Annotated in this window: 28 protein-coding genes; 13 read left to right on the forward strand and 15 right to left on the reverse strand. The window is 64.1% G+C overall.

Annotated elements, in window-relative coordinates; genetic code table 11:
* Window positions 1-43: 43 nt before the first annotated feature.
* Both ACT7DK_RS05770 and ACT7DK_RS05775 read left to right on the forward strand, forming a co-directional pair.
* Window positions 44-1,915 carry a DUF294 nucleotidyltransferase-like domain-containing protein gene (locus ACT7DK_RS05770; protein WP_445397215.1) on the forward strand — a complete coding sequence of 624 codons (1,872 nt, stop codon included), beginning with the start codon at window positions 44-46 and terminating at the stop codon, window positions 1,913-1,915.
* Between the two features lie 4 nt (window positions 1,916-1,919).
* A complete protein-coding gene (locus tag ACT7DK_RS05775; protein WP_445397217.1) occupies window positions 1,920-2,654 on the forward strand; it encodes a 3'-5' exonuclease in 735 nt (244 codons plus the stop codon).
* On the opposite strand, the gene ACT7DK_RS05780 is transcribed toward ACT7DK_RS05775, so the two are convergent.
* Window positions 2,651-3,187, reverse strand: a complete 537-nt coding sequence (locus ACT7DK_RS05780; RefSeq protein WP_445397219.1) for a DUF3750 domain-containing protein — start codon at window positions 3,185-3,187, stop codon at window positions 2,651-2,653. The genes ACT7DK_RS05775 and ACT7DK_RS05780 overlap by 4 nt on opposite strands.
* Before the next feature lie 61 nt (window positions 3,188-3,248).
* Entirely contained in the window at window positions 3,249-3,869 is a 621-nt protein-coding gene (locus ACT7DK_RS05785; RefSeq protein ID WP_445397221.1) for a DUF2726 domain-containing protein, read from the reverse strand.
* Between the two features lie 198 nt (window positions 3,870-4,067).
* Between ACT7DK_RS05785 and ACT7DK_RS05790 the strand changes: the two genes are divergently transcribed.
* Genes ACT7DK_RS05790 through rlmM form a run of 4 tightly spaced genes read left to right on the forward strand, consistent with a single transcriptional unit; the run spans window position 4,068 to window position 7,054 of the window.
* Window positions 4,068-4,979: a transcriptional regulator GcvA gene (locus ACT7DK_RS05790; RefSeq protein ID WP_445397223.1), complete on the forward strand. Its 912-nt coding sequence runs from the start codon at window positions 4,068-4,070 to the stop codon at window positions 4,977-4,979.
* The gene (locus tag ACT7DK_RS05795; protein ID WP_445397225.1) at window positions 4,976-5,590 is read left to right on the forward strand and encodes an alpha/beta family hydrolase; all 615 of its coding nucleotides are present in this window, start codon (window positions 4,976-4,978) and stop codon (window positions 5,588-5,590) included. The genes ACT7DK_RS05790 and ACT7DK_RS05795 overlap by 4 nt, the downstream gene beginning before the upstream one ends.
* Entirely contained in the window at window positions 5,580-5,966 is a 387-nt protein-coding gene (locus ACT7DK_RS05800) for a DUF423 domain-containing protein (RefSeq protein WP_445397226.1), read from the forward strand. Before ACT7DK_RS05795 ends, ACT7DK_RS05800 begins: the two co-directional genes overlap by 11 nt.
* Window positions 5,963-7,054: a 23S rRNA (cytidine(2498)-2'-O)-methyltransferase RlmM gene (rlmM, locus tag ACT7DK_RS05805; protein WP_445397228.1), complete on the forward strand. Its 1,092-nt coding sequence runs from the start codon at window positions 5,963-5,965 to the stop codon at window positions 7,052-7,054. Before ACT7DK_RS05800 ends, rlmM begins: the two co-directional genes overlap by 4 nt.
* Here rlmM and ACT7DK_RS05810 read toward each other — a convergent pair.
* The 7 genes from ACT7DK_RS05810 to queF all read right to left on the reverse strand — a co-directional run bounded on the left by ACT7DK_RS05810 (window position 7,031) and on the right by queF (window position 15,568).
* Window positions 7,031-7,414, reverse strand: coding sequence for a hypothetical protein (locus ACT7DK_RS05810; RefSeq protein WP_445397230.1), 384 nt, complete (start codon window positions 7,412-7,414; stop codon window positions 7,031-7,033). The genes rlmM and ACT7DK_RS05810 overlap by 24 nt on opposite strands.
* A 114-nt stretch (window positions 7,415-7,528) precedes the next feature.
* Window positions 7,529-8,536 (reverse strand): isocitrate dehydrogenase, encoded by a 1,008-nt coding sequence (locus tag ACT7DK_RS05815; protein ID WP_445397232.1) that lies wholly within the window; start codon window positions 8,534-8,536, stop codon window positions 7,529-7,531.
* 80 nt (window positions 8,537-8,616) lie between these two features.
* Window positions 8,617-9,399, reverse strand: a complete 783-nt coding sequence (gene xni, locus ACT7DK_RS05820) for a flap endonuclease Xni (RefSeq protein WP_445397234.1) — start codon at window positions 9,397-9,399, stop codon at window positions 8,617-8,619.
* A gap of 12 nt (window positions 9,400-9,411) precedes the next feature.
* Window positions 9,412-10,767 carry a nucleotide 5'-monophosphate nucleosidase PpnN gene (gene ppnN, locus ACT7DK_RS05825; RefSeq protein ID WP_445397236.1) on the reverse strand — a complete coding sequence of 452 codons (1,356 nt, stop codon included), beginning with the start codon at window positions 10,765-10,767 and terminating at the stop codon, window positions 9,412-9,414.
* A gap of 28 nt (window positions 10,768-10,795) precedes the next feature.
* The gene (locus ACT7DK_RS05830) at window positions 10,796-12,286 is read right to left on the reverse strand and encodes a diguanylate cyclase (RefSeq protein ID WP_445397238.1); all 1,491 of its coding nucleotides are present in this window, start codon (window positions 12,284-12,286) and stop codon (window positions 10,796-10,798) included.
* A 69-nt stretch (window positions 12,287-12,355) separates the two neighbouring features.
* On the reverse strand, window positions 12,356-14,608 hold the full coding sequence (locus ACT7DK_RS05835) for a tetratricopeptide repeat protein (protein ID WP_445397240.1): 2,253 nt from the start codon (window positions 14,606-14,608) through the stop codon (window positions 12,356-12,358).
* A gap of 108 nt (window positions 14,609-14,716) precedes the next feature.
* Window positions 14,717-15,568, reverse strand: coding sequence for an NADPH-dependent 7-cyano-7-deazaguanine reductase QueF (gene queF / locus ACT7DK_RS05840; protein WP_445397242.1), 852 nt, complete (start codon window positions 15,566-15,568; stop codon window positions 14,717-14,719).
* A gap of 54 nt (window positions 15,569-15,622) precedes the next feature.
* Here queF and ACT7DK_RS05845 point away from each other — a divergent pair, with 54 nt between their 5' ends.
* Entirely contained in the window at window positions 15,623-16,168 is a 546-nt protein-coding gene (locus tag ACT7DK_RS05845) for a SecY-interacting protein Syd (RefSeq protein ID WP_445397244.1), read from the forward strand.
* Here the strand turns inward: ACT7DK_RS05845 and ACT7DK_RS05850 are convergent.
* The 5 genes from ACT7DK_RS05850 to ACT7DK_RS05870 form a co-directional block, all read right to left on the reverse strand.
* The gene (locus ACT7DK_RS05850; RefSeq protein WP_445397246.1) at window positions 16,158-16,931 is read right to left on the reverse strand and encodes a Zn-ribbon-containing protein; all 774 of its coding nucleotides are present in this window, start codon (window positions 16,929-16,931) and stop codon (window positions 16,158-16,160) included. The genes ACT7DK_RS05845 and ACT7DK_RS05850 overlap by 11 nt on opposite strands.
* Window positions 16,931-17,209 (reverse strand): DNA-binding protein, encoded by a 279-nt coding sequence (locus ACT7DK_RS05855; protein WP_445397248.1) that lies wholly within the window; start codon window positions 17,207-17,209, stop codon window positions 16,931-16,933. The genes ACT7DK_RS05850 and ACT7DK_RS05855 overlap by 1 nt, the downstream gene beginning before the upstream one ends.
* Window positions 17,210-17,227: 18 nt before the next feature.
* Complete coding sequence (locus ACT7DK_RS05860; protein ID WP_445397250.1) at window positions 17,228-17,455, reverse strand: DUF2789 domain-containing protein; 228 nt, start codon at window positions 17,453-17,455, stop codon at window positions 17,228-17,230.
* Between the two features lie 77 nt (window positions 17,456-17,532).
* The gene (locus ACT7DK_RS05865) at window positions 17,533-17,835 is read right to left on the reverse strand and encodes a DUF3301 domain-containing protein (RefSeq protein ID WP_445397252.1); all 303 of its coding nucleotides are present in this window, start codon (window positions 17,833-17,835) and stop codon (window positions 17,533-17,535) included.
* Window positions 17,828-18,865, reverse strand: coding sequence for a DUF3549 family protein (locus ACT7DK_RS05870; protein WP_445397254.1), 1,038 nt, complete (start codon window positions 18,863-18,865; stop codon window positions 17,828-17,830). The genes ACT7DK_RS05865 and ACT7DK_RS05870 overlap by 8 nt, the downstream gene beginning before the upstream one ends.
* A gap of 87 nt (window positions 18,866-18,952) precedes the next feature.
* Here ACT7DK_RS05870 and ACT7DK_RS05875 point away from each other — a divergent pair, with 87 nt between their 5' ends.
* The 4 genes from ACT7DK_RS05875 to ACT7DK_RS05890 are packed head-to-tail and all read left to right on the forward strand — an operon-like array spanning window position 18,953 to window position 21,434.
* A complete protein-coding gene (locus ACT7DK_RS05875) occupies window positions 18,953-19,288 on the forward strand; it encodes a YqcC family protein (RefSeq protein WP_445397256.1) in 336 nt (111 codons plus the stop codon).
* Complete coding sequence (gene truC / locus ACT7DK_RS05880; RefSeq protein ID WP_445397258.1) at window positions 19,285-20,058, forward strand: tRNA pseudouridine(65) synthase TruC; 774 nt, start codon at window positions 19,285-19,287, stop codon at window positions 20,056-20,058. The genes ACT7DK_RS05875 and truC overlap by 4 nt, the downstream gene beginning before the upstream one ends.
* Before the next feature lie 6 nt (window positions 20,059-20,064).
* A complete protein-coding gene (glsB, locus tag ACT7DK_RS05885; RefSeq protein WP_445402283.1) occupies window positions 20,065-20,982 on the forward strand; it encodes a glutaminase B in 918 nt (305 codons plus the stop codon).
* An 11-nt stretch (window positions 20,983-20,993) separates the two neighbouring features.
* The gene (locus ACT7DK_RS05890) at window positions 20,994-21,434 is read left to right on the forward strand and encodes a flavodoxin (RefSeq protein WP_445397260.1); all 441 of its coding nucleotides are present in this window, start codon (window positions 20,994-20,996) and stop codon (window positions 21,432-21,434) included.
* A gap of 52 nt (window positions 21,435-21,486) precedes the next feature.
* On the opposite strand, the gene ACT7DK_RS05895 is transcribed toward ACT7DK_RS05890, so the two are convergent.
* Complete coding sequence (locus ACT7DK_RS05895; protein ID WP_445397262.1) at window positions 21,487-22,320, reverse strand: CvfB family protein; 834 nt, start codon at window positions 22,318-22,320, stop codon at window positions 21,487-21,489.
* Between the two features lie 143 nt (window positions 22,321-22,463).
* Between ACT7DK_RS05895 and ACT7DK_RS05900 the strand changes: the two genes are divergently transcribed.
* Both ACT7DK_RS05900 and ACT7DK_RS05905 read left to right on the forward strand, forming a co-directional pair.
* Window positions 22,464-24,296, forward strand: a complete 1,833-nt coding sequence (locus ACT7DK_RS05900) for an SLC13 family permease (protein WP_445397265.1) — start codon at window positions 22,464-22,466, stop codon at window positions 24,294-24,296.
* Window positions 24,297-24,426: 130 nt separating this feature from the next.
* Window positions 24,427-24,690, forward strand: coding sequence for a DUF3081 domain-containing protein (locus tag ACT7DK_RS05905; RefSeq protein WP_445397267.1), 264 nt, complete (start codon window positions 24,427-24,429; stop codon window positions 24,688-24,690).
* The last annotated feature ends 58 nt before the right edge of the window (window positions 24,691-24,748 follow it).

The raw sequence follows: 24,748 nt of genomic DNA on the forward strand, positions 1-24,748 counted from the left end.
ACCTGCCTGCCTCTTTGTTTTTTCAGCGCGAAGGAGCCGAGAGATGGAAGTCGAACAACTGGAAATACTGGGGTTCATCCGCCGTTTCGCGCCCTTCGAAGGCTTGCCGGAGGAGACGCTGGCGCGGGTGGCCGGCCAGGTGGAAATCGCCTATTACCGGGCCGGCAGCCCGATCCTGAACTACGGCGATGAGGTGCACGATCTCTACCTGGTGCGCAGCGGCGCGGTGGAGATCTACCGGCGCAGCGGGGAGCTTTACAACCGCCTGAGCGAAGGCAGCCTGTTCGGCCAGATGGGGCTGCTGATGAACAACAGGGTGCGGCTGCCGGCCAGGGCACTGGAGGACACCCTGCTGTACTGCCTGCCCGAGGCCCTGTTCCACACGCTGTGCGCCGAGTTCGAGTCCTTCGCCGACTTTGTCGAGGTGGACAGCAGCCGGCTGCGCCAGGCGGTGTCCCGCCAGGAGGGGGCCAACGAACTGATGACCTCGTCGGTACGGGAGCTTATCACCCGGGAGCCGGTGACCATCTCCCTGTCGGCCACGGTGCAGGAAGCGGCACAGAGGATGACCGAGGAAGGGGTGTCCTCCATCCTGGTGCTGGATCCCGCCCCCCGGGACGACGGCGCCCTGGTGGCCGGCATTCTCACCGACCGGGATCTGCGTACCCGGGTGCTGGCGGCGGGGCTGGCGCTGCAGACGCCGGTGGCACAGGTGATGTCTGCGGATCCGGTGGCGCTGGAAAGCGGCCAGTTCGTGTTCGAGGCCATGCTGGCCATGCTGCGCCACAACCTGCACCACCTGCCGGTGCTGCACCGGGGACGGCCCATCGGGGTGATCGCCCTGTCCGACCTGATGCGCCACGAGTCCCGCAACAGCCTGTTCGTGGTGCGCCACATCTTCCGGGCCCAGTCGCTCGAAGAGCTGATCGGGGTCGCCGGGGAGGTGAAGGCCTGTTTCGTGCGCATGGTCAACGAGGACGCCAACTCCCGGATGATCGGTTCGGCTATGGCGGTGATCGGCCGCAGCTTCAAGCAGCGCCTGCTGGAGCTGGCCGAGGCCGAGCTGGGGCCGCCGCCGGTGCCCTACTGCTTCCTGGCGCTGGGCTCCATGGCCCGGGACGAGCAGTTGATCGTGACCGATCAGGACAACGCCCTCATCCTCGACAACCGCTACCATGCCGGGGTGCACGGCGACTATTTCGCCGCCCTGGCCGAGCGGGTGTGCGATGGCCTGGCGGCCTGCGGCTACAGCTATTGCAAGGGCGGCATCATGGCCACCAATCCGCGCTGGCGGCTGACCCGGCGGCAGTGGGAGCAGTGCTTCACCGACTGGATCGACAACCCCAGCCCCCAGTCGCTGCTGGACAGCTCTATCTTCTTCGATCTGGACGGGGTCTTCGGCAAGACGGAGTGGGCCGATCAGCTCAACGCCCTGATCGCCCGCCGGGCCCGGCAGCACCCCCGCTTCCTCGCCAGCCTGGCCCGCAACGCCCTGAACCGCACCCCACCGCTCGGTTTCTTCAAGGAATTCGTGATGGAGCAGGACGGCAAGCACAACAACTCCATCAACCTCAAACGGCGGGGCACGGCGCCGCTGGCGGATCTGATCCGGGTGCATGCCCTGGCGGTGGGCTCCCGGGCCCAGAATTCCTTCGAACGGCTGAAGGACGTGATCGAGGCCGGCATCCTGCCCAAGGGACGGGGGCCGGATCTGCGGGATGCCATGGAGTTCATCGCCATGGTGCGCATCCGCCACCAGGCCCTGGATCTGGTGGCCGGGCGGGAGCCCGACAACAACATTGAGCCGGAACACCTGTCGGACTTCGAGCGCCGCAACCTGAAGGACGCCTTCCAGATCCTGAGCCATGCCCAGAAGTTCCTGAAGTTCCGCTACCAGCCCAACCGGGCGGGGTAGGGCCATGTTCTATCTGCGCCCCCTGCGCCCGCCCGCGGCCGCGCCCACCCCGGAATGGCCCGAGCTGTTCGGCCAGCTGGCCCGCTCCGCCCGGGATTACCGGCTGCAACGCTACTACCGGGCCGGCGCGGTCGAGGGAGACAGGCCCTTGGGCGAGGTGCCCTTCGTGGCCCTGGACTTCGAAACCACCGGCCTGGATCCCCGCCGGGACGCCATCGTCAGCATCGGCCTGGTGCCCTTCGATCTGAAGCGTATCCGGGTGCGGGAGTCGGCCCACTGGATCCTCAACCCCCATAAGCCGCTGGCGCAGGAATCGGTGGTGATCCACGGTATTACCCACTCGGCGGTGCAGGCGGCGCCGGACCTGCTGCTGGTGCTGGATGAGCTGCTGACGGCGATGGCCGGGCGGGTGGTGGTGGTGCATCACAGGGCCATCGAGCGGGGTTTCCTGGACAGGGCGCTGCGGGCCCGGCTGAACGAGGGCATCCGCTTCCCGGTGGTGGACACCATGGAGCTGGAGGCGCGCCTGCACCGGCGCAAACCGCTCGGGCTCTGGGCCCGGCTGCGGGGGCAAAGGCCGGTGTCCATCCGCCTGGCCGACAGCCGCGGCCGTTATCACCTGCCCCATTACCATCCCCACCACGCCCTGACCGACGCCCTGGCCACCGCCGAGCTGCTGCAGGCGCAGATCGCCCACCACTACGGCGCCGACACGCCGCTGAGGGCGATCTGGCGCTAGTCCGGCGTATACCGGGCCCAGCCGCTGCCGATGGCGCGCAGCGGCAGCTTCAGGCCCAGCTCGGGCACCTGGCGGGCGATCCAGGCCGGAAAGGTGTTGCTGTTGGGGCCGGGGAACAGCCGGTACCGGTCCTTCCAGGGGTAGGCCTGCGCCGCCCTGTCGATCCGGGCGATCAACTCGTCCACTCCCGGGCCGCGCCGGTCGAGCAGTATGGTCGGTTCGGCGCCGAACCAATGGCGGTCGGGGTGATCCCGGGCCACCCGCAGCGCCGGCAGGCCGCGGCGCACCCGCCAGCCGATGACTTCATAAACGGTATACTGCTCGGCCCGGCTCGGCTTGACCGCGATCCAGGTGTGCACCGCAAACCAGCCGCGCCAGCCCCAGGCGTCGGCGCCATAAACCTGGATCACGGCTTCGGGGGTGCTGGCCGGATCCGGGGCTATGCCGGCCGGGGCTCGGCTGGCGGACTGCCAGCCGTCACTGGAGCAGCCGAAAAGCAGCAGGGTAAGGACGAACAGGCCCGCTCTGGTCATGATGTCGGTTCCTTCCTGTGGGAATATGTCTTAGAAGACCCCGGCGCCCGCCCGTCTTATTTCACAGCCGGAAACGGGGCTCGTCGTTGTCTTCCGGCAAATCCTGGTCGGACAGCCGGATCACCGGTTCCACCCGGCCCCGGCCCGGGATGGGCAGATCGAGCGGTCGATTGCTGATCAGAGCCAGGATTTCCTCGCGCAGCTCCTCCGCGCCCGGCCAGTCCTTGGGCGAGAGGTGGACCAGGGGCAGGCCGGCATCGCTGATGTTCTGCAACAGTCGCTGGCGCTGGCGGCCGTCGGTCTTGCTCAGGCTGTCGTCCACCAGCATCACGGCGCCCCGCACCTTGAGATCCTTGGGTGAACAGAGTACGAAATCCAGCGTTTCGCCGAACAGGGCGTGCCAGGCCTGCTCCCGGTGGGCTTTCTTGAGGTCGGGGCTGAGTTCGAGTACTTCGCTCATGCATACGCAAGGGAACACCCTGAGTTCACGGCCCAATGCGCTTTCCAGCAGCCGCAGGGCGGCGGCGGACTCGGCGCTGAACAGCAGCTTCTGCCGGTAGGGGTGTTTGGCGCTGCCTCGCCACAGTCGGCGCAGCAGGCTGAATGAGATCAGTAATACCAGCAGCGCCACCAGGGCGAACATCAGCCAGTCGAGCAGGGATACGGGAAGCAGATCTATCATGGGATCCTGGGTCTTTCGGCGTAATCGAAGATGAGGTAAGGACCCGTCCAGTGTAGCAGAGGCGCGGGCACGAATTGAATATCCTAACGGGAGCAGGAGGTCGGCGACAACTATTCCCGGCTTTGTGGCGGCGGTGCTGGCTTGTCGTGCGGCGGCCACCTATAATCCCCGCCATTAAAAAAACTTATCGAGGTATCGATGTCCCGGCGACTGCCCCCGCTCAACGCGCTCAAGGCGTTCGAAGCCGCCGCCCGCAACCTGAGTTTTACCCGGGCGGCGGAAGAGCTGTTCGTGACCCAGGCGGCGATCAGCCACCAGATCAAGGGGCTGGAGGAATACCTGGGCATTAAATTATTTCGGCGGCGCAACCGCTCCCTGCTGTTGACCGAGGAGGGGCAGAGCTACTTTCTGGAAATCAAGGACATCTTCTCCGCCATCTCCGATGCCACCGAGCGGCTGCTGGCGCGCAGTGCCAAGGGCGCGCTCACCGTCAGCTTGCAGCCCAGCTTTGCCATCCAGTGGCTGGTGCCCAGGCTGGTGCGCTTCAGCGAGGTACACCCAGACATAGACGTGCGCATCAAGGCGGTGGATCTGGACGAGGGTTCGCTCACCGACGACGTGGACGTGGCCATCTACTACGGCAAGGGCAACTGGCCGGGGCTGCGGGCCGACAAACTGCATACCGAGTATCTGATCCCGGTGTGTTCGCCCATGCTGCTGATGGGTACCAAGCCCTTGAAGAGCCCGGAGGATCTGACCCGCCATACCCTGCTGCACGATACCTCGCGACGGGACTGGAAAGCCTGGTTCAAGCAGCTCGATATTCAGGCGGCCAATGTCAATCAGGGGCCCATCTTCAGTCACTCCTCCATGGTGATCCAGGCCGCCATCCACGGCCAGGGGGTGGCGCTGGGACACAGCGTGCTGACCCAGCCGGAGATCGATGCCGGTAGGCTGGTGTGTCCCTTCGAGCAGGTACTGATGTCCAAGAATGCCTATTACCTGGTGTGCCATGAGTCTCAGGCGGCGCTGGGCAAAATCGCCGCCTTCCGCGAATGGATGCTGGCGCTGGTGACCAAGGAAGAAAAACAGAAGGCCCTGAACGGATGAGCAAGGTGTTGAAGAATGGCCCGGATCACGCCGCCCACCGGGTGCTGCTGGCCCATGGCGCCGGCGCCGGCATGACGCACGAGGTGCTGGAGACCCTGGCCGAAGGCCTGGCCGACGAGCAGATCCAGGTGGTCCGCTTCGAGTTTCCCTATATGCAGAAAACCCGGGCCGACGGACGACGCCGACCGCCGGACAGGGAGCCGGTGCTGCTGGCCTGCTGGCGGGAGCTGGCGGCGGAATTCGCCCATCCCCGGCTGTTCCTGGCGGGCAAGTCGATGGGCGGGCGCATGGCCTCGCTGGTGGCCGACGAACTCTCGCCCCGGGGACTGATCCTGTTGGGCTTTCCCTTCCATCCCCCGGGCAAGCCGGACCGCTTTCGCGGTCAACACCTGGCCAGCATCGCGACCCCGACCCTGCTGGTGCAAGGGGAGCGGGATACGTTCGGCAACCGGGAGGCGGTGGCCGGTTACGATCTGGCCGAGGGGGTGGAGACACTCTGGATCAAGGACGGCGATCATGGCTTTTGCCCGCGCAAGTCCTCGGGCACCAGCCTGGAACATAACCTGGCGACGATAGTGGCCGGGATGAGGAGGTTTATTCTTGCTCGTTAAACTCTGGTTCTATCTGGCGGCCGGGCTCGGCCTGAGTGCCACCGCCCTCGGCGCCTACGGCGCCCATGGGTTGGCGGCGAGCGGTGTCGCCGGCCATCTGGTCTCCGCCTTCAACACCGCGGTGCAGTACCAGTTCCATCACGCCCTGGCGCTGCTGCTGGTGACCCTGGCGCTGCGCTGGCGGCCGCAGCCCTTGCTGCACCTGGCCGCCGCTTTCTTCGCCCTGGGCGTGTTGCTGTTCAGTGGCAGTATTTATGCCTTGGTGTTGTTCGGCACCAAGGGTATCGGTTGGCTGCCCCCCCTGGGGGGCGTCGGTTTTATGGCTGGTTGGCTGAGCCTGTTGCTGGCCGGTCGTGCCTGGTTGAGGTCTGAATGAAACAATTATTGATATATTGCCGTCCCGGGTTCGAAAAAGAGGCGGCGGCGGAAATTCAGGACAGGGCGGCGGCCATGGGCTGCCCCGGTTTTGCCCGTGCCAAGGACGACAGCGGCTTTGTGGTGTACGAATGCTTCCAGCCGGAAGACGGTGATCTGCTGGCGCGCAAGCTGCCGTTCCGGGAGTTGATCTTCGCCCGCCAGATGCTGGTGGTCTGGGCCGAACTGCAGGACCTGTCCCAGGAAGACAGGGTCGGTCCCATAGTGGCGGCGGCGGAAGGCATGCCCCTGTGTGGCGATATCCGGGTGGAGACCCCGGATACCAACGAGGGCAAGGAGCTGTCCCGCTTCTGTCGCAAGTTTACCGTGCCGGTGCGCCAGGCGCTGCGCGGCAAGGGCGTGCTGACCCGGGCCGAGGCCCGCAACAGGCCCACGCTGCACCTGTTTTTTACCGCCAACAACCGGCTGATGCTGGGCTACTCCTATTCCTACAATCACTCGCCCTTCCACATGGGGATTCCCCGGCTGCGTTTCCCCGCCGATGCGCCCAGTCGCTCCAGCCTCAAGCTGGAGGAGGCTTTCCATGTGTTTATCCCGCGGGAAGAGTGGGAGACCCGGCTGACCTCCGGCCTGAGGGCGGTGGATCTGGGGGCGGCACCCGGCGGCTGGACCTATCAACTGGTGGCGCGGGGTATGATGGTGGCGGCGGTGGACAATGGTCCCATGAACCAGGGCCTGATGGACACCGGCCAGGTCAAGCACTACCGGGAAGACGGCTTCAAGTGGCGGCCGGTGCGCAAGAACGTCTACTGGCTGGTGTGCGACATGGTGGAGAAGCCGGCCCGGGTGGTGGCGCTGATGGCGGACTGGCTGGTGAGTGAAGACTGCCAGGAAGCGATCTTCAACCTCAAGTTGCCGATGAAGAAACGCTATGCCGAGGCGGTTTATAACCTGCAGCAACTACAAGAGAAGCTCGACGAACTGGGCGGCTTTCAGGTGCAGGCCAAGCAGCTCTATCATGACCGGGAAGAGATCACCGTGCACGTGTTCCAGCCGCGCAAGGTGTCAAAACTTGTACCTAAGGTCTAGGCTGGACTCGTCATCGGTCACCTTGATATCCACTTCCAGTCGGTTGCGGGGATCCTTCGGTCTGATACGGAGTTTGACGCCGTCGCCCCTGAGCCTGAGTGAAGTTCTATAGCCATCGCCGTCCAGGTTCAGGTTGGGCCTGTAATCCTTGAGCGACAGGCTGACCGAGCTTTCCGGTGTCAGTTGCAACCGGGGAGCGGCGGCAAACCGGTTTCTTCTTCCGTCGGTATTTTCTTGCAACTCGATATCCAGGCCGTAACGCTTGGGAATATCGCTGATCAGTTGTTGGGGGTCTATGGTAAAGCGCAGTTCCTGGCCCGCCGCCTGCAGCGACAGTGGCAGGAGCACCAAGATAATCACTCGCCGACTGTCCATGTTCGTCGCCTCGCTCGTCCGTTATAGCTAACTATAGCAGCGAGGTTCCGGCCGGGGATCACCGAAAAGCAAGAGGGAGCCGGCGGCTCCCTCCCGGGGTTAGAGGTTGGCGATAATCGCCTGGGTAAACTCGGTGGTGCTGGCGCTGCCACCCAGATCCCGGGTGACCGTCTTGCCCTCGGCGATGGTCTTGCGCACCGCCTCGCGGATCTGGCGGGCCTTGTCCTGCATGCCCAGGTGCTCCAGCATCTGGATGGAGGCCAGGATCACCGAACAGGGATTGGCGATGTTCTGGCCGGCGATGTCCGGCGCCGAGCCGTGTACCGCCTCGAAAATCGCCACTTCCTTGCCGATGTTGGCGCCGGGTGCCATGCCCAGCCCACCCACCAGGCCGGCACAGAGATCCGAGAGGATGTCGCCGAACAGGTTGGTGGTAACGAGAACGTCGAAGCGCTCGGGGTACATCACCAGGTTCATGCAGGCGGCATCCACTATCATCTCGTTGGTTTCGATATCCGGATAACGCTTGGCGACCTCCCGGGCCACCTCCAGGAACAGGCCGGAGGTGGACTTCAGGATGTTGGCCTTGTGCACTATGGTCACCTTCTTGCGGCCTTCGTTGCGGGCCAGCTCATAGGCGAACACCACGATGCGCTCGGCGCCTTCGCGGGTGATGATGCTCATCGCCTCGGCGCTGGCATTGTCGTCGGCGCGCTTCTGGCCGGCGCCCGAATACATGCCTTCGGTGTTCTCGCGGATGGTGATGATGTCGATGTTCTCGAACCGGCTCTTGGTACCTTCGAAGGACACCACGGGACGGACGTTGGCGTACAGGTTGAACAGCTTGCGCAGCGAGACGTTGATGGAGGTGAAGCCGCCGCCCACCGGGGTAGTGAGGGGGCCTTTCAGGGTGATCTTGTTCTTGGCAATCAGGTCGAGGGTGGTTTGGGGGAGAAGTTCGCCGTGTTTTTCCAGGGCCATCAGGCCGGCGTCGGCGTAGTCGTAGTGAAAGTCACAACCAGCGTGATCCAGGATCTGCAGGGCGGCATCGATAATGCTGGGGCCTATGCCGTCACCCGGGATCACGGTAATACTGCGTTTACTCATGGGCAGCTTTTCCGTTATCAGTTACAGAGGTAGGGGAAGTTGTTTTGCGCGGCTTTTATAACATTTTTAGCGCATTTTGCCTATGGCCCTTTAGTTGAAGGCCGGTATCGCAGCTCCTTGAGGTTGAAGCCAAGTTCGATATCATCCACCAGCCTGACCAGCTGCCTGGCCAGCAAGGCGTCGTGCTTATGGTGATGTACGGCTTGTTGTTCCTTGCCGACCGGCTCACAGGCCAGCAGCCGGTCCAGGTTGTCGAATTGTTGCAATAAAGACCTGGCTCGTTTGGGGCCTATTCCCGGCACGCCCTTGATCTGGCTGCCGGATACTCCGGTCAGGGCCCAGTAATCCACCAACTGGACCGGCTGCAGGCCGTAGTGCTGCTGCACATGGGCTTCGTCCAGCCAGCGCTGGCTGAAATGATCCCACAGCCGGGTATGGGGGCCGAGCAACTGGCAGAAGCCCCGATCGGTGGAGACGATGGTGGTCGCCAAACCGCGCCGGGCCAGGGTACTGGCCAGGGTGGCCACCAGATCGTCGGCTTCGTCTGTATCCGACAGCAAGGCATCGATACCGAGCTGCCACAGCACCTGCTGCAGCCGGTCGAGGTGAGCGGCGAGCGGCGCGGGCATGGGGGCCCGGCCGGCCTTGTAGCCGGGGTAGAGCCGGTGACGGAACCCTTGCGGGGCGCCGTCGAATACCGCCACCACATGGCTGGGTGCGAAGCGTTCGAGCAGGCGGCCGGCGGCATGGCCGAGGGCCGCCTCGGTCGCCGCCAGGGTGGCGGCCTCGTCCTGTTGCCGGCTCTCTTGTACCGCGTAGAGCCGACGGATCAGGTTGAGGGCGTCGAGGATCAGTAGCTGCATGCCGCTCCCGGCTCAGCGGTTGATGCGGTAGCAGGGCACATAGGCCGAGCCGGGCAATTTCATCCGCTGTTGCTCCACGAACTGCTGCAGCAGCTTGTCCATCATCTTCATCAACTTGGGTTCGCCGTTAATCAGGAAGGGCCCTTTCTTCTCGATGGCGCGGATGCCGCCTTCCTTGACGTTGCCCGCCACTATGCCGGAGAAGGCCCGGCGCAGGTTGGCCGCCAATTGCTGGGGAGCCTGCTCCCAGTGCAGGTTGAGGTTGGCCATGCTGTCGTGGTCCGGGACGAAGGGGAGCTGGAACTCCGGCTCTATCTTCAGCGACCAGTTGAAGGAGTAGGCGTCGCCCACCGCCTTGCGGTAATCCCGTACCAGCGGCATGGCACTCTTGACCCGGCGGGCCACCTCGGCCGGATCATCGATGATGATCTGGTACAGGGACTGCGCCTCGGATCCTAAGGTGTTGCCGATAAACTCGTCCAGGCTGCGGAAATAGCTGGCGCTTTCCTTGGGCCCGGTCAGGATGATGGGCATGGGCTGGTGGCGGTTTTCCGGGTGCATCATGATGCCGAGGATATAGAGGATCTCCTCGGCGGTGCCGACGCCACCGGGGAAGATGATGATACCGTGGGCCAGACGCACGAAGGCTTCCAGGCGCTTCTCGATATCCGGCAGTATCACCAGCTCGTTGACGATGGGGTTGGGTGGCTCGGCGGCGATGATCGAGGGTTCGGTCAGGCCGACATAGCGGCTGCCATTCACCCGTTGCTTGGCGTGCCCCACGGCGGCGCCCTTCATCGGCCCTTCCATGGCGCCGGGGCCGCAGCCGGTACAGATGTTCATTTCCCGCAGGCCCAGTTCGTTGCCGACCTCACGGGTATACTGGTATTCCACCGGGTTGATGGAGTGCCCCCCCCAGCAGACGGCCAGGCTGGGATCGGCGCCCGGAATGACGGCCTTGGCGTTGCGCAGTATGGAAAACACCAGATCGGTGATATGCAGGGAAGAGGTCAGGTTGAACTGCTTGACGCTCTGCAGTTGGCTGTTGACGTAGATGATGTCCCGCAGCACCGAAAACAGGTGATCCTGGATGCCGCGAATGATTTCGCCATCGACAAAGGCATGTTCCGGTGGGTTGAACAGTTCCAGTTTGACCCCGCGCTCACGACGTATCACATTGATATCAAAGGACTTGTAACGTTCCAGTATCTCCTTGGAGCTGTCGGTTTTGCTGCCGGAGTTGAGCACCGCCAAGGCACAGTTGCGGAATAGCTGGTACAGATCGCCGGAGGCGGACTGCTTGAGGCGATCGACCTCGACTTGTGACAGCAGGTTCATGCTGCCAACCGGATTGATATGGGTAATCATGGACACTCCCGTGAAAGTATTGATGGCATCAGGCCATGACGGTCTGATTGCGTCCCGCATGCTTGGCTCGATACAGGGCCTGATCGGCGCGCTCCAGGGCTGAAGTGGTGTTGTCACCTCTTTTGAACAGGGTGGCGCCGATGGAGGCGGTGATGGTAACGCGCTCTTCTTTGAAGCGGAACGGAATATTTCTTATCTGTTCTCGCAGTTTTTCCAGGGGCTTGCTTATCTTTTCTGGATTGACATTGGGCAGCAACAGCACGAATTCCTCGCCCCCGAAACGGGCCACGAAGTCCGTCTGACGCAGCGATTTCTGAATGGTTCTGGCGATCAGACGCAGTGCCTTGTCTCCTGCCAAGTGTCCGTACTTATCGTTGATCTCCTTGAAATAATCGATATCCAGCAGGGCGATGCACAGCGGCTCCCGGTAGCGCTGCCAGCGGCGGTATTCCACCTCCAGCCGTTCATCCATGGCCGCCCTGTTGTAGATCTGGGTCAGGTTGTCGATAAACAGCTTTTCATTCTGGACGCTGAGCCGCTGCTTGAAGTCTTCCGCTTCACTCTTGAGCTCATGGATCTGTTTTTCCATGGCGTTCATCCGGTTGAGCAAGGATTGCTCCCGCTCCTGCAGCCGCTCGTGCTGGACCAACACATGGCTGATGCTGCGCATCCGCAGCTCGATTTCCCCTTTCAGCTGTTCGTTGTCCTGGCTGACCAGGTGCTCGCCGATGGCCCTGAGCTCGCCGGCGATATGATGACCGTGGTGGGTGCGGGCATCGAACAGGGCCTGCCCCTCACTCAGGGAAATGGCGAAATTGTGGTGCATTTCTCCCAGGTTGGTATTGAGCTTGGCGAGAAAGAGGGTCGAGTTCTGTCTTTCCTGCCGACATCCCTCTATGGTGAGTTCAATCAGGCGAAGGCAGAGCGATGGCAAGGACGTCCGATCCACCTGCTGCAGCAGGTGGCTCTGTATTTTGGCCAGGGCGGCACCGATATCACCGGAAAAATGCAGTTCATCGATCAGCTGTTGCAGTCTTGAACAGAGCTCATGGTGATGGGCCTGGGTATTTTTATCCTGCTCGGCATATTGGTCGAGGGCCTTCTTGTAGCAGTCCAACAATTGCCAGAGGTGCCCTTGGTGGGTGCCGTCCAGTTGCCCGAGCTCGGCCAGCAGGGTGTCTAGCTGCGGCAGCGCCAACGGCGACTGCTGTAGCTCCCGTGCCGCGAGACGTACCCTTTGTCCATTCAGTTGCTGCAGCCGGTGCCACTGGTTACCGCCGTGGCGCAGACGGGAAAGCTGACGTTCAAAGTCGGTCGTCAGTCTGCACAGCTCGGGAATCGCGTCGCTTGGGAGTGACGGTTTGGACTGGCCTGCAAACAGCTTTTGCCACTGTCCCACCAGGCGGTGGCTGGTGTCCGCCTCTGCTCCTTGCTGAACGGCGGGGGCGAGCAGGTCTGCCTGTTGCTGCAGTCCGCTCAGGACCTTGCCCAGGTTATCAATAACCGATGTCAGTTCCATTAACATCTGTTTATCGTTGAGATTGTCCATTGTTCACCCTTACACCCTAGCGCAGGCGGGTCTGTGACATTATATCGGGGCTGCCGGCTCGGGAGCCAAGGCGTGCCAGTCAATCTGTTGTTTTTTATGAGAGCTGTTGACCTTGACCAAGCCCTTCTGGATAGCCTGTATGCAGCAGTGGCGGATTTCGCCGTTAAAAAACGCCGCCTGTTGGCAGTCGACCGCCAACAGCTCTACCCAGGCCAACTCACCGGTGCGCTCCGCCAGTTGGAGGGCGGCGGCCATGGCCAGATACAGGATATCGCCCAGCCGCATGTCGTCCAGGGCGTGCGGGGCTTTGGGCAGGAACGGGTGTCCGATGATACCGATGGCCAGGCGTCGATCAAGTTCAAATTGACAGGGAAATTCTGCAAACATTCGCTCAAGACTCAATAGGGTCTGCTTTAGGTCGACCACCTGGCGCTGGGAGATGACATAGATAAACTGGCCTTCCCGCAGATCGTAGAGCCGGGCCTTGGGATGAATTCGCCCCTGCAGATAGTCGCCCAGTTTCTTCTGGATGCCGGCCGCATGCTCCAGGCCCACCCGCTCGCTCAGGTCGACCATGAAGGGGACATGGAGCAGGAAGTAGTAGATCTTGTCGTTGAAGGGCTGGACTTCGGCTTCGTTCAGATACCACTGTTCGGAACGCTGCTGGCGTTTGGCCATCTCCTGGGGCAGCCGCTGCATCAGTTGGCGCCAGTTGGGCAGATTGGTTCTCGGCTCGAGCAGCAAGAGCCGGTGCAGCTCCTTGTTGTCGTGTTGTAGCCGGCGGCCGCGGATATGGTTGCGGACCATGCCGTAGAGCAACAGGGGCGCGATCAGACTCAGGCTGGTCGCCAGCAGTGCAAAGCGTTGCCGATCCTGCTGCAGGCCCTCGTTTTGCCGGCGCAGCTCGGTCAGCTCCCGCTCCTGCTGCAGCTGCAGGTCGTTGCCCTGCACCAGGCTCTGAGTGAGCAGCCGGTTGAGTTGACTCGCCCGTTCGAAATAGGCGTGGAAGGCCTTCTGGTGGACCAGGGCCTGGCTCATGTTGCCGCTGTTTTCGAACAACTGCGCCAGCTGGTGGTGGATCTCGATGAGCCGGGGCACGTCATCCCGTTGCTCGGCCAGTTGTTTGGCCCGTTCCAGCTGCAGCAGGGCCAGGCCGGTTTCCTGCTGTTCCAGGTGCAGTCGCCCCAGTTGTAGCAGGGTGTCGGTCTGGCGGGGAATGTCCTGGCTGCGCTCGAAACCGGCGCGGGCCAGGCCGAGATAATGGCGGGCCTCGTCGAAGGATTTCAGCAGCAGGTAGGCGTGGCCGATTTCCAGGTACAGCCGGGCCATCAGTTCGGGATCGCCCTGGAGTTTGACCAGGTCAAGGGCGTTGAAGAAGTACACCAGCGCCAGGTTGGCGTCATTACCGGCGCGGGTGACCCGGCCCAGGTTGAGCAGGGAGCCGATCAGCAGGGGCGGATTGCCCAGCAGCTCAAACTCGGTGGTGGCCAGGCTGGCATAATGGATCGCCTTGTCCGCCTCCCCCAGGGCGGCGGCCAGGCTGGCCGCCCTGTCCGCCGCCATCGCCTTGAGGTAGTACTGGCGGCGCTTGCTCAGTAAGTCCAGGGTTTCCACGTAATGGGCCAGGGCCAGTTCGGTCTGCTGCAGCCGCTGATAGTATTCGCCCAGCAGGTAGTTGGCCCAGGCTTGCTGCAGGACATCGCCCTGCTGCAGGGCCTGTCGGCGGATCTGTTCGAAGGCCTGGCGGGCGTCGTCGAAACGGTGCAGGTGGAGCAGGGTGCCGGCCTGCAGCAGTTGCAGGACGTCTCCAAGGGAAGTGGCGGCTTCGGGACCGAGCAGGGCGGCGGCTTGCTCCAGCTGCGTCTGGGCTTGTTCGGGCTGCTGCCGGGCCAGGGACAGCTTGGCCTTGAGCATCAGGCCGGTGGCCTGCTGCTCGGGCTGGCGATAGCGTTTGGCCAGCTCGATGGCCTGGTTGATGCTGGCGTCGGCGGGCAGCAACAACCCGTCGTTGGCCTGGCACAAGGCCTGGATCTGCCAGGCGGCCAGGCTTTGCTCCCGGGTGCGGTAGAGTCGGGCCAACTCCTGATGATCGAAGTCCTGGCGCGAGTTGATCATCTGCGCCGGATCGGCTTCCTTGCGTTGCAGGAAGTGGTTGGTGAGCGCCACGCATTCGTTGGGCCGGCTCAACATGAGCTGTCGCGCCCGCTGCAGCTCGGTGGGCTCGGGTTGGTATGGCGACAGCGGCGGCGCACCCGCCAGATGCGATACCAGGACGGCGACAGAAAAGATCACGATAAAGAGTACCGAAACAACACGGATAACAAGGCAGTTTACGGAGCCGGCCGGAGGGAGTCCAGCCCGGGGCGCGATCCGGCCGGCATCGCGCCGCCGCCCGGGCGCTTACTGGCGCAGCAGGCGGACATTGGCGGCCTTGCCGGCCACGTTGCTGCGGTAGGGATTGATGTCCAGGCCGCCACGGCGGGTGTAGCGGGCGTAGACCGTCAGCTCCCGGGGCCGGCAGTGGTGCATCAGATCCATGAAGATGCGCTCGACGCACTGTTCGTGGAACTCGTTGTGCTGGCGGAAGGACACCAGATAGCGCAGCAGCGCGTCCCGCCGGATGCGGGGACCCTGGTAGCGGATCATCACGCTGCCCCAGTCCGGCTGCCCGGTCACCAGGCAGTTGGACTTGAGCAGGTGGGAGTGCAGGGTTTCCTGCACTTCTTCCCGCTCGATGGCGTCGGCGAGCAGGGATTCGTCGGGCTGGTAGCGGTCTATCTCGATGTCGAGATCGTCGATGCAGTCGCCGGGCAGCACCCCGAACTGGGCCGGCGCGGCGGCCAGCTCATACAGCCTGACCCTGACCTGGCCCTGGGCACAGAGGGACAGATCCCGGGTGAGGAGGTCGGCGACCTCTTCCAGGCTGTCGAAGCGGCTCTGGTTGAAACTGTTCAGGTAGAGCTTGAACGATTTGGACTCGATCAAATTGATGCTGGTGGCCGGTATGTGCACCTCGCCCATGGCCACCACCGGCTTGCCCCTGGGATTGAGCCAGGACAGCTCGTACAGGTTCCACAGATCCTCGCCGCCGAAGGGCAGGGCGCCGGCCTCGAGGCCGAGATCGTCCCGGTTCAGGCTGCGGGGCACGGGCTGCAGCTGGCCGGGGTCGTATTCGCACACATAGCTGCTCTGTTTGCCGAGGGGGAGGGCGTCCAGCGCCTGGCTGTTCTGGTACTTCTGCTCGGGTGTCATTTCGGATTCCGGTTGATAAAATGCGGCTTTCTGGCCTTATTGTGGGACTTTGGCATGCAAGATCAAGTAGTGGTGGCATTGGCCGCCTTGTTCGAGCGGATGCGCCGGCACGGCGGCCTCCCCCTGGTGGAGCATGATCCCGCCTATCCGTCGCCGGCGGAGCTGCCGCCGGCCATCGAGGGCCGGGTAGCCTGGCGACCCGTGCCCCGTTCCGAACCGGGCTGCTTCGACAACCTGGCCACCGCCCTGGCGATGCCGGTGCATCCCGCCCTCGGCGCCTTTTTCGGTCACTATTTCGCCGGCAACCTGCCGGTGTGCTTCAAGGGGCTCTTCCTCACCCTGCTGCAACCCTGGAACCAGGACGACTTCGAACGGCTGCAGCAGAACCAGATAGGCCACCAGTTGATGCTGAGAAAGCTGGGCCTGCCGGCCAGCTGGTTTCTGGCCAGTTGCCGGGACGAGCAACGCCTGGTGACGTTGGACAACGACAGCGGCGAGGTGCTGCTGGAGCGCCTGGGCAAGGGCCGTATCGGGGTATTGGCGCCGAACCTGGCCATTTTTTTGCAGCGGGTGGAGCCGTACCAAGGACTCAATCCTTGAAGTCCCAGGACAGGTTGGACACCAGCCGGCAATCGTCGCATTTGAAGTCGAAGATATCGTGCACCGGCTCCGCCAGCCGCCAGTCGCCGCCACAGCCGGGGCAGGGACGCTCCCGCTCGGCGGTCAGGCAGTCGCCGCCCACCCGGTACAGGTAGTAGAAGGTCGGTATCCCGGTCAGGTACTCGATGCGCTTGGCCAGATCCCGGCCGCGCCGGGCCAGGCGACTGTCCGGCTGTGCGAGCTCGAGCACGGCGCCGTGCTCCAGGATGGAGCCATTCATCTGCAGCTGATCGCAGGCTTCCCAGTCTTCCTGCCATTTCAGCACCTGCTTGAAGTCGCCGTTGGCCACCGGCGGTATCCGGTACAGGGGCACGGGGGCGAAGTGCTCGCCGCAGCGCAGGGGCGAGCAGCTGTGCAGGTAGCTGGTGTAGAGCAGTTGCCAGCCGCGGGTTTCGCAAGGGTCAGTGCTGTCCGAATTGAGATCCTGACCGCGGCACTGCACCCGGGGGCTGGTCAGCCCGACCTGGTGCAGCCGGCCGATGGCCAGCTCCACCTGGCGGCTGTAATGGCGCGGGTGCAGGCTGTCCTGCTCCGGGCAGACCACCCGGCAGCCGAGCCAGCCCTGGTGGATGCTGGTGGGAAACTCCCGCCCCAGGATCTGGCCGTTGTAGCGCAGGGCATCCAGCAGCTGGCGCACCGCCGGCTCGGCCTCGACCAGCTCGATATCCTGATAGCAGTCGAAACTGAGTTCGCACACCCACATCAGCGCTGTTGCTCCAACAGCCGCTCGATCCGGGCCAGGCGCTCCTCCAGCTCCCGGACACGCTCGGCCAGGTCGGGCCGGGACTCCGTCGCAGGAGCGGCGGGGATATCGGAGGCCGGAGGCAGGCTGCCCGGCGACTGCTTGTAGCGGCTGATCAACTGCAACAATTGGGGCATGCTGACCTGGCCACCGACCCTGGCCTTGACCGCGGCGGTGGTGATGCTCTTGCCTTCACGCACCAGGCTGTGAATGGCGTTGATGATTTCCTGACTGGACATCTTGGCTCCGTTTAAGGGTTATCTCAGGCTGGCGTTCAGCTGATCGATGACTTCCGCCCAGTCCGAGTCGCTCTGTAGCCCTTCCTTCAGGAAGGTGGATTGGGCCTTGTTCCAGAAGGGGGCATCCACCAGTTCCACCTCGGGAGGCAGGCGGTGGGCCGCCAGAAAATGCTCTATACCCTGGTGGCTGGCGTCCAGCCCCAGTTGTTCAAACAGCTCACTGAACGGGTGGGTAATGTGTTCCATGGGGTTCTCCTCGGCAAACCGTCTATGGGAGGCCACCCGGGTAGGGTAGCGTTCGGAACTCTTCTCAGTCCCTGCTCTTACAGCATAGGCGATGGTGGCTCGCGCAGCACCGGCAGGGAGACGTCCAGTATCCTGAGGCCGGCCAGCCAGAGGGTGCCTTCGTCCTTCTGCAGGCCGTCGTGGCTGAATTCGAACCTGAACTGGGCCAGCAACCGGCCCTGCTTCCATACGTAGCGATAGCGATAGACGCTGAGCAACTGCAGTTGCTGGCGCTTGCAATAGTGCTCCAGCCAGCGGCGGGCGAATTCGCTCTGGCGGCGTATCTGCCAGTAGCCGGCACCGAGCAGGAACAAGCCCAACAGCAGCAGCAGCTCAGTCACGGGCGGCCGCGAACAGCTGGCCGATGGCGTCCCGCAGGGCCGGCGCCAGCGCCGGGTTGTGCAGGTTGGCCAGGATCAACGGGCGCAGGGCCGGGGTCGAGACCAGTTCGGCGAAGAGGCCGTTGAACAGAGCCGGGTGCCGTTCGGCGAGCTGCTCCAGGTAGGCCAGCAGCAGGGCTTCGTCGGTCAGCTCTTGCCACAGCCGGGCCGCCAGGCTCAGCATCAGGGTCTGCCCCGGCGCCAGGGCCAGCAGGCTGGCGATTTTGCGGCTGCGGGCCGCGAGGGGCGCGGTGCCCGCCGTGGCTCGCAGCAGCAGGCCGATGCGCTCTTCATCGGGGGTGGCGCGCTCCTGCTCGGCGCTGATGGCGTTCAGCAGGCATTCGGCCAGTTCGGCGGGCAGGGGCTGATGCTCGCACTGACCCAGCAGGGCCTGCTGCACCGGCAGGGGCAGGCCGAACAGCCGGGAGGCCACCAACCGGCCGAGGGCCGGCTCCGCGGGCAGGCGGGCCGCCAGATCCGCCAGCCCCTGCAGGCCCAGCTGCTGCCAGTCGTGCCGCTCGGGCTCGGCCAGGTAGTCGAGCACCGCCTGGTAGTAGGCGGAGGGCGGCAGGGCCAGATCCCGCCGCAGCCGGGCATGGAGGGCGGCCAGCTTGTCCTGGGCCGGCTGGAAGGTGAAGGGCGTCTGGGCCAGGCGTTGCTGTTGCTCATCGCCGAGGGGAGCACTGGGATCCTGGCCCAGCTGCTCGACCAGGGCGGCGAGGAAATGCTTGACCGCGGCGTTGTTGAACAGGCCGCGCTCGTCCAGGGGGATCTTCAGGAACCAGAGGTAGTGCTGGCGCTCGTCCCCGTGCTGGTGGTAGCAGACCGCCAGCCAGGCGTGGCGCTGCAGGGGCCAGGGGTAAGGCCGGCGGCCGGCCTCGATGGCGGCGAAATCCTCGGTGGCCAGGGGTTGCAGGCGGCGGCCCAGATCGTAGAGGCGGAACTCGGTGCCCGCCCGGGTCAAAAACTCGCTCAAGGTATCTATCTGCATCGGCTCCTCCTGTCGACCAGGGCGGAATTATAGGGAGTCGGGCGCCAAGATGGTATAGTGGGCCGGTGTTTTAAGAGGAGGATGCCGATGTCTGCCGACCCCCGAGTACTGCTTTATGCCATCGAGCGCGAGCTCAAGGTGCTGTCCTGGTGGGAGAGTTCGCCGCCCTCTGCCGAGGCGCTGGCGAGCACGGAGCCGTTCTGCCTCGACACCCTGAGTTTTCCCCAGTGGCTGCAGTTCGTGCTGATCCCGCGCATGCAGGCGCTGATCGACGCGGGCTCCCCCCTGCCGACGCGGATCTCCATCTACCCCATGGCCACCGAGAGTTTCAGGGAGCTGGCCGAAGATACCCGGGCGCTGGAAGAGGCCATCGCCCGCCTGGACGAGGCGTTGTCCGGCCAGCCGGTGTCCCGCGAAGCATGAGCATCGACATCGTTTACGAGGATGACTGGCTGGTGGCGGTGAACAAGGCGGCGGGGCTCTTGGTGCACCGCAGCTGGCTCGACCGGCACGAGACCCGCTTCGCCATGCAGCTCACCCGCGACGCCGTGGGCGGGCACGTGTTTCCGGTCCACCGGCTGGACAGACCCACCTCCGGGGTGCTGCTGTTCGCCAAGAGCGCCGAGGTGGCGCGGACCCTGACCCTGGCCTTTACCGAGCGACGGGTGGAAAAGCACTACCTGGCGGTGGTGCGTGGCTACCTGACGCAGGCCGGCACCCTGGATTACGCCCTGGAGCACCGACCGGACGCCATCGCCGACAAGTTTGACGACCCCGACAAGCCGCCCCAGCCGGCGGTGACCCACTGGCAGAGCCTGGCCCGGGTGGAGCTGCCCTTCGCGGTGTCGAAAAAGCACGCCACCAGCCGCTACAGCCTGGCGCGGCTGCACCCTGAGACCGGACGCAAGCACCAGCTGCGCCGCCACCTGGCCCACCTGCGCCATCCCATAGTGGGCGACACCACCCATGGCGACGGCCGCCACAACCGCTTCTTCCGGGAGCAGTACGGCTGCGGCCGCCTGCTGCTGCACGCCGCCGGCCTGACGCTGGCGCATCCGATCACCGGTGAGCCGCTGCGGCTCGAGGCGCCCCTGGATCAGGGCTGGCGATCGCTGATCTGTGAGTTCGGTTGGGAAAGTGCGCTCGCACCCGGGGAGCCTGACGGGGTAAAATCCGCGCTTTCAGTGGTTTAGGCGCATATCGTGACACTTCAACCCCTACTCGATCGGATAGACCTTGAGGCCCGCCGGCATGTTGGCCAGGGCAAGGTGGCCGACTACATTCCCGCCCTGGCGCGGGTACCCGCCGAGCGATTCGGCATGGCCATCTGCACCCTGGACGGCGAGTTGTATTGCAGCGGCGACGCCCGGGAGCCATTTTCCATCCAGAGCATTTCCAAGGCCTTCGCCCTGGCCATGGCCCAGCAGCGCTATGGCGACGAGTTGTGGCAGCGGGTAGGCAAGGAGCCGTCGGGCAATGCCTTCAATTCCCTGGTGCAGCTGGAGTTCGAGCAGGGCATACCGCGCAACCCCTTTATCAACGCCGGCGCCCTGGTGGTGGTGGATGCGCTCAGCTCCCGCCTGTCGGCTCCGGTGCACGCCTTTCTGGAGACGATGCGGCTGCGGGCCGGCAACCCGGCGCTGCGCATCGACCACAAGGTGGCCGACTCCGAATACGAGCACCGCTTTCGCAATGCGGCTATGGCCAACCTGATGAAGAGCTTCGGCAACTTCCACAACGAAGTGGACGAGGTGCTGAAGGCCTATTTCAGCTATTGCGCCCTGTCCATGAACTGCGTGGATCTGGCCCGGGCCTTCAGCTTCCTGGCCAACGGCGGGCGCTGCGTGATGACCGGCGAGCAGTGGCTGCCCCGGCTGCAAACCCAGCAGCTCAATGCCCTGCTGTTCACCTCGGGACTCTACGATGCGGCCGGAGATTTCGCCTACCGGGTGGGCATGCCGGCCAAGTCCGGGGTGGGTGGCGGCATAGTGGCGGTGGTGCCGGGCCGCTTCACCGTGTGCGTCTGGTCGCCGGAGCTGAACGATTATGGCAATTCGGTGGCGGGGATCTGGGCACTGGAAGAGCTGTCCCGGGCCCTGGATTTACGACTTTTCTGACAGGAGAAAATATGGCGGCGGTGGAGATTGTTATCGGCAGCGTCTATGGTTCGGCGGTGCTGGTGGCCGAGACCCTGGAACAGGCCCTGCGGGACGCCGGGCACAGCGTCCGGTTGCATGAGGATGCGGTGCTTTCGGAGCTGGACAAGGAGCGGTTGTGGCTGGTGGTCACCTCCACCACCGGCCAGGGCGACCTGCCCCCCAACCTGGTGCCGCTGTTTGAGGAGATCCGCGAACGCTGCCCGCCCATGCCGGCGCTGCGCTACGCGGTGGTGGCCCTGGGCGACAGCAGTTACGAGAACTTCTGCGGCGGCGGCCGCCAGTTCGACGAGTTGCTGCAGGAGCTGCAGGCCCAGGCACTGGCCCCGCGCCTGGAGGTGGATGCCAGCGAAACCCTGGAGCCGGAAACGCCGGCCCTGGAGTGGCTGAAGGGCTGGATGGGGAACATATAAGCTTGAAGCTTGAAGCCGGAAGAGGGGGGCATTTACGCTTCCGGCTTCCGGCTTATTCCTTCGTCACCCGGATACCGTCTTCTTCAATCTGGATCAGGCCCTTCTTGTAGAGGCCGCCGATGGCCTTCTTGAAGGTGCCCTTGCTGGTGCCGAACAGGCGGAACAGGGTGTCCGGATCCGTCTTGTCGCTCACCGCCATAAAGCCGCCGGCCTGGGTCAGCTTGTCGAGCACCTTCTGGGCGGCGGCGTCCACCCGGCCCGGGCCCGGCTTGAACAGGCTCAGGTCGAGCTTGCCATCGTCCCGTACCTGCTTGATGTAGCCCCTGATGGCCCGTCCCATGGGCAGGCGTTCGGGCAGCTCCGACTTGAACAGCACCCCCCAGTGGCGGCCGTCGACCACCGCCTTCAGTCCCAGGGGGGTGGCGCCGGCGATCAGCAGGCTGACCTCGTCGCCGGGCTGGTAACGGGGGCGCTCCTGGCTCAGGAAAGGTTCCAGCTTGCTGCTGGCCACCATGCGTCCCTCATGATCCAGGTAGAGGTACACCACATAGTGGCGGCCTTCGTGCATGGGCTGGGCCTGCTGGCGCGCCGGCACGAAGATGTCCTTTTTCATGCCCCAGTCGAGAAAGGCGCCCAGGCGGTTGGTGGTCACCACCCGCAAGGAGGCGAACTGGCCGGCCCTGGCCTTGGGGGCCTCGGTGGTCACCACCGGCGCCAGATCCGCATCCAGGTAGATGAAGACGGCGACCTCGTCGCCGGGCTGGCAGCCTTCGGGCAACTGGCGACGGGGCAGGAACAGCTCGCCGTAATCGTCCCCGTCCAGCCAGCCGCCCTTGTCGTCCAGGCGCAGCAGGGGCAGATTGTTGTAGTCGCCAAGCTTGATCATGGTGGTTACCCTGGTTGCAAAAGGCGGATCTTAGCCTGTGCTGGGTCCAAAGACCAGATGAGAGGGATGGCGAAGAGGGAAGGATGTGTACCGGCGATACAGCGTCTACCATCAGGTGAACAACATCGGGGCAGGGGAGTACCATGACTGCGGAGCAAACCACCGTTCTCCTTATCTTGCTGGTCACGGTCGTGCTGTTTTTATGGGGGCGCTGGCGCCACGACATGGTGGCGTTGGCCGCCTTGCTGGCCTGTGTGCTCACCGGCCTGGTCTCTCCGGAGGACGCCTTCATGGGATTTGGTCATCCGGCGGTGATCACCGTGGCCTGCGTGTTGGTATTGAGCCGAGGCTTGCAGCAATCCGGAGCGGTCGATGCGCTGGTCCGTCGGCTGTTGCCGGCCGAAGCCGGCGTCAGTTTGTCCATCGTGGCACTGACCGCTCTGGGGGCGGCCCTGTCGGCCTTTATGAACAACGTGGGGGCGCTGGCGTTGCTGATGCCGGTGGCCATCCAGATTGCCCGCCGTCAGCAGCTGGCGGCGGGGGTGGTGCTGATGCCCCTGGCCTTCGGCACCATTCTGGGGGGCATGACCACGCTGATTGGTACCCCGCCCAATCTTATCGTATCCGGGTTTCGGGCGGTAAACGGGACGGGCGGCTTCGCCATGTTCGATTTTGCTCCCGTGGGGCTGGCGGTGGCCGGCACGGGCGTGTTGTTTGTGACCCTGTTGGGCTGGCGGCTGGTGCCACGGCGCAAGCCATCCGGCATGGAGGGGTTCGACAGTGCGGCCTACATCACCGAGGCCCGGGTACCGGAGGAAGCGAAAGCGGTCGGCCTCAGCCTGCGGGAGGTGGAGGCTGAGTTGGAGCAGGCCGGGGCCCAGGTATTGGCGCTGGTGCGCAACGAGGTGCGGGTGACGGCGCCCAGCCTGCGCCGACGGGTACAGGCCAGGGATATTCTGCTGATCGAGGCGGAAGCCGAATCATTGTCCAACGTCTTGTCCAGTCTGGGGTTGAAACTGGCCGCAGAAAAGGCTAAGCCGGACAAGGACGAGGTCGCCGCCGAGGCCGACGCCCAGCCCGCCGAGCCGTCTCAGGATAAGGCCGCCAGGGAGCGGGGCGAGGAGCCGGTGCTGATGGAGTTTGTGGTGTTGCCGGATTCCGAGTTGATCGGGCGCTCGGCTCGGGAGAGCCGCCTGCGCAGCCGCTATAACATCAATTTGCTGGCACTGTCCCGCCAGGGGCAACGCTCGGTGGCCCGGCTGCGGGCCATCGCTTTTACCGCCGGCGACCTGCTGCTGATGCAAGGGTCCCCGGAGGCCCTGGGCGAGTTCGCCACCAATGCCGGCTGTGTGCCGCTGGCGGAGCGGGAGCTGCGTATTCCCGACAAACGCAAGGTGATGCTGGCCAGCGCCATCATGGCGGGCGCCATCTTCTGCGTGACCTTGGGGCTGTTGCCGGCCGCCATCGCCTTTGCTGCCGGGGTGCTGGCTTCCATGGCGACGGGGACTGTGCCGCCCAGAACGGTGTATTCCGCCATCGATGGCTCGGTGGTGGTGCTGCTGGGGGCGCTGTTTCCGGTGGCCGCAGCCATGGATACCACCGGCGCCGCCGGCCTGGTCGCCCGCTTTCTGCTGGAGCAACTGGTTCAGGGGCACGAAGTGCTGGCGCTGGTCCTGATCCTGGTGGTGACCATGACCCTGTCCGATCTGATGAACAATGCCGCGACCGCCGCCGTCATGTGTCCCATCGCCTTGGGGACCGCCGCCCAGTTGGGGGTCAGCACAGATCCCTTTCTGATGGCCGTGGCCATTGGCGGCTCCTGCGCCTTCCTGACGCCGATAGGGCATCAGAACAATACCCTGATCCTCGGGCCCGGGGGCTTTCGTTTCGGTGACTACTGGCGTCTGGGGCTGCCACTGGAAATCGTGGTGGTGCTGGTCGGTGTCCCCATGCTGCTGCTGGTGTGGCCGTTATGACACGGCAAGACAGAGGCGAATGACGACACCTTGGGGCCATTATTCAACCATACTTAGCTCAGTAAAATTCGGTGCCTGTTGGAGCCGGCCAGGGGTAAAACGGGCGTTTAGCCATGATGAGGATATCACCATGCACAATGAACTGGACAACAAGGTCATACTGGAAGTGTTCGACAAGATCCGCCGCTTCGGCGAGCCCTACGAGGATGGCCACATGCTGGAGGGGGTAGTGGCGCGCAGTGATTTCGACGGCTATAGCGTGCATCTTTCCGGTAGTGGCGTCAGCCTGCAGCTCAACTTCCACCAGAGCTATCATTTCGACTATGCCAGCGACAAGCTCAAGGAGCAGTTCATGGCCAAAATCGACTATATCCACCGTCATTTCAACGGCTGACCAGGGAGCCGACGCTTGCCGCAGCCCCGAGGCTGGCAAACCGAGGGCGGCGCCCGGA

The sequence above is a fragment of the Zobellella sp. An-6 genome, assembly GCF_052487945.1.

What these genes read in the sequence shown, in the direction of transcription:
- ACT7DK_RS05770 (WP_445397215.1), top strand. Translation starts at nt 44, where the DNA reads ATGGAAGTCGAACAACTGGAAATACTGGGGTTCATCCGCCGTTTCGCG.
- ACT7DK_RS05775 (WP_445397217.1), top strand. Translation starts at nt 1,920, where the DNA reads ATGTTCTATCTGCGCCCCCTGCGCCCGCCCGCGGCCGCGCCCACCCCG.
- ACT7DK_RS05780 (WP_445397219.1), bottom strand. Translation starts at nt 3,187, where the DNA reads ATGACCAGAGCGGGCCTGTTCGTCCTTACCCTGCTGCTTTTCGGCTGC.
- ACT7DK_RS05785 (WP_445397221.1), bottom strand. Translation starts at nt 3,869, where the DNA reads ATGATAGATCTGCTTCCCGTATCCCTGCTCGACTGGCTGATGTTCGCC.
- ACT7DK_RS05790 (WP_445397223.1), top strand. Translation starts at nt 4,068, where the DNA reads ATGTCCCGGCGACTGCCCCCGCTCAACGCGCTCAAGGCGTTCGAAGCC.
- ACT7DK_RS05795 (WP_445397225.1), top strand. Translation starts at nt 4,976, where the DNA reads ATGAGCAAGGTGTTGAAGAATGGCCCGGATCACGCCGCCCACCGGGTG.
- rlmM (WP_445397228.1), top strand. Translation starts at nt 5,963, where the DNA reads ATGAAACAATTATTGATATATTGCCGTCCCGGGTTCGAAAAAGAGGCG.
- ACT7DK_RS05815 (WP_445397232.1), bottom strand. Translation starts at nt 8,536, where the DNA reads ATGAGTAAACGCAGTATTACCGTGATCCCGGGTGACGGCATAGGCCCC.
- xni (WP_445397234.1), bottom strand. Translation starts at nt 9,399, where the DNA reads ATGCAGCTACTGATCCTCGACGCCCTCAACCTGATCCGTCGGCTCTAC.
- ppnN (WP_445397236.1), bottom strand. Translation starts at nt 10,767, where the DNA reads ATGATTACCCATATCAATCCGGTTGGCAGCATGAACCTGCTGTCACAA.
- ACT7DK_RS05830 (WP_445397238.1), bottom strand. Translation starts at nt 12,286, where the DNA reads ATGGAACTGACATCGGTTATTGATAACCTGGGCAAGGTCCTGAGCGGA.
- queF (WP_445397242.1), bottom strand. Translation starts at nt 15,568, where the DNA reads ATGACACCCGAGCAGAAGTACCAGAACAGCCAGGCGCTGGACGCCCTC.
- ACT7DK_RS05845 (WP_445397244.1), top strand. Translation starts at nt 15,623, where the DNA reads ATGCAAGATCAAGTAGTGGTGGCATTGGCCGCCTTGTTCGAGCGGATG.
- ACT7DK_RS05850 (WP_445397246.1), bottom strand. Translation starts at nt 16,931, where the DNA reads ATGTGGGTGTGCGAACTCAGTTTCGACTGCTATCAGGATATCGAGCTG.
- ACT7DK_RS05855 (WP_445397248.1), bottom strand. Translation starts at nt 17,209, where the DNA reads ATGTCCAGTCAGGAAATCATCAACGCCATTCACAGCCTGGTGCGTGAA.
- ACT7DK_RS05860 (WP_445397250.1), bottom strand. Translation starts at nt 17,455, where the DNA reads ATGGAACACATTACCCACCCGTTCAGTGAGCTGTTTGAACAACTGGGG.
- ACT7DK_RS05870 (WP_445397254.1), bottom strand. Translation starts at nt 18,865, where the DNA reads ATGCAGATAGATACCTTGAGCGAGTTTTTGACCCGGGCGGGCACCGAG.
- ACT7DK_RS05875 (WP_445397256.1), top strand. Translation starts at nt 18,953, where the DNA reads ATGTCTGCCGACCCCCGAGTACTGCTTTATGCCATCGAGCGCGAGCTC.
- truC (WP_445397258.1), top strand. Translation starts at nt 19,285, where the DNA reads ATGAGCATCGACATCGTTTACGAGGATGACTGGCTGGTGGCGGTGAAC.
- ACT7DK_RS05890 (WP_445397260.1), top strand. Translation starts at nt 20,994, where the DNA reads ATGGCGGCGGTGGAGATTGTTATCGGCAGCGTCTATGGTTCGGCGGTG.
- ACT7DK_RS05895 (WP_445397262.1), bottom strand. Translation starts at nt 22,320, where the DNA reads ATGATCAAGCTTGGCGACTACAACAATCTGCCCCTGCTGCGCCTGGAC.
- ACT7DK_RS05900 (WP_445397265.1), top strand. Translation starts at nt 22,464, where the DNA reads ATGACTGCGGAGCAAACCACCGTTCTCCTTATCTTGCTGGTCACGGTC.
- ACT7DK_RS05905 (WP_445397267.1), top strand. Translation starts at nt 24,427, where the DNA reads ATGCACAATGAACTGGACAACAAGGTCATACTGGAAGTGTTCGACAAG.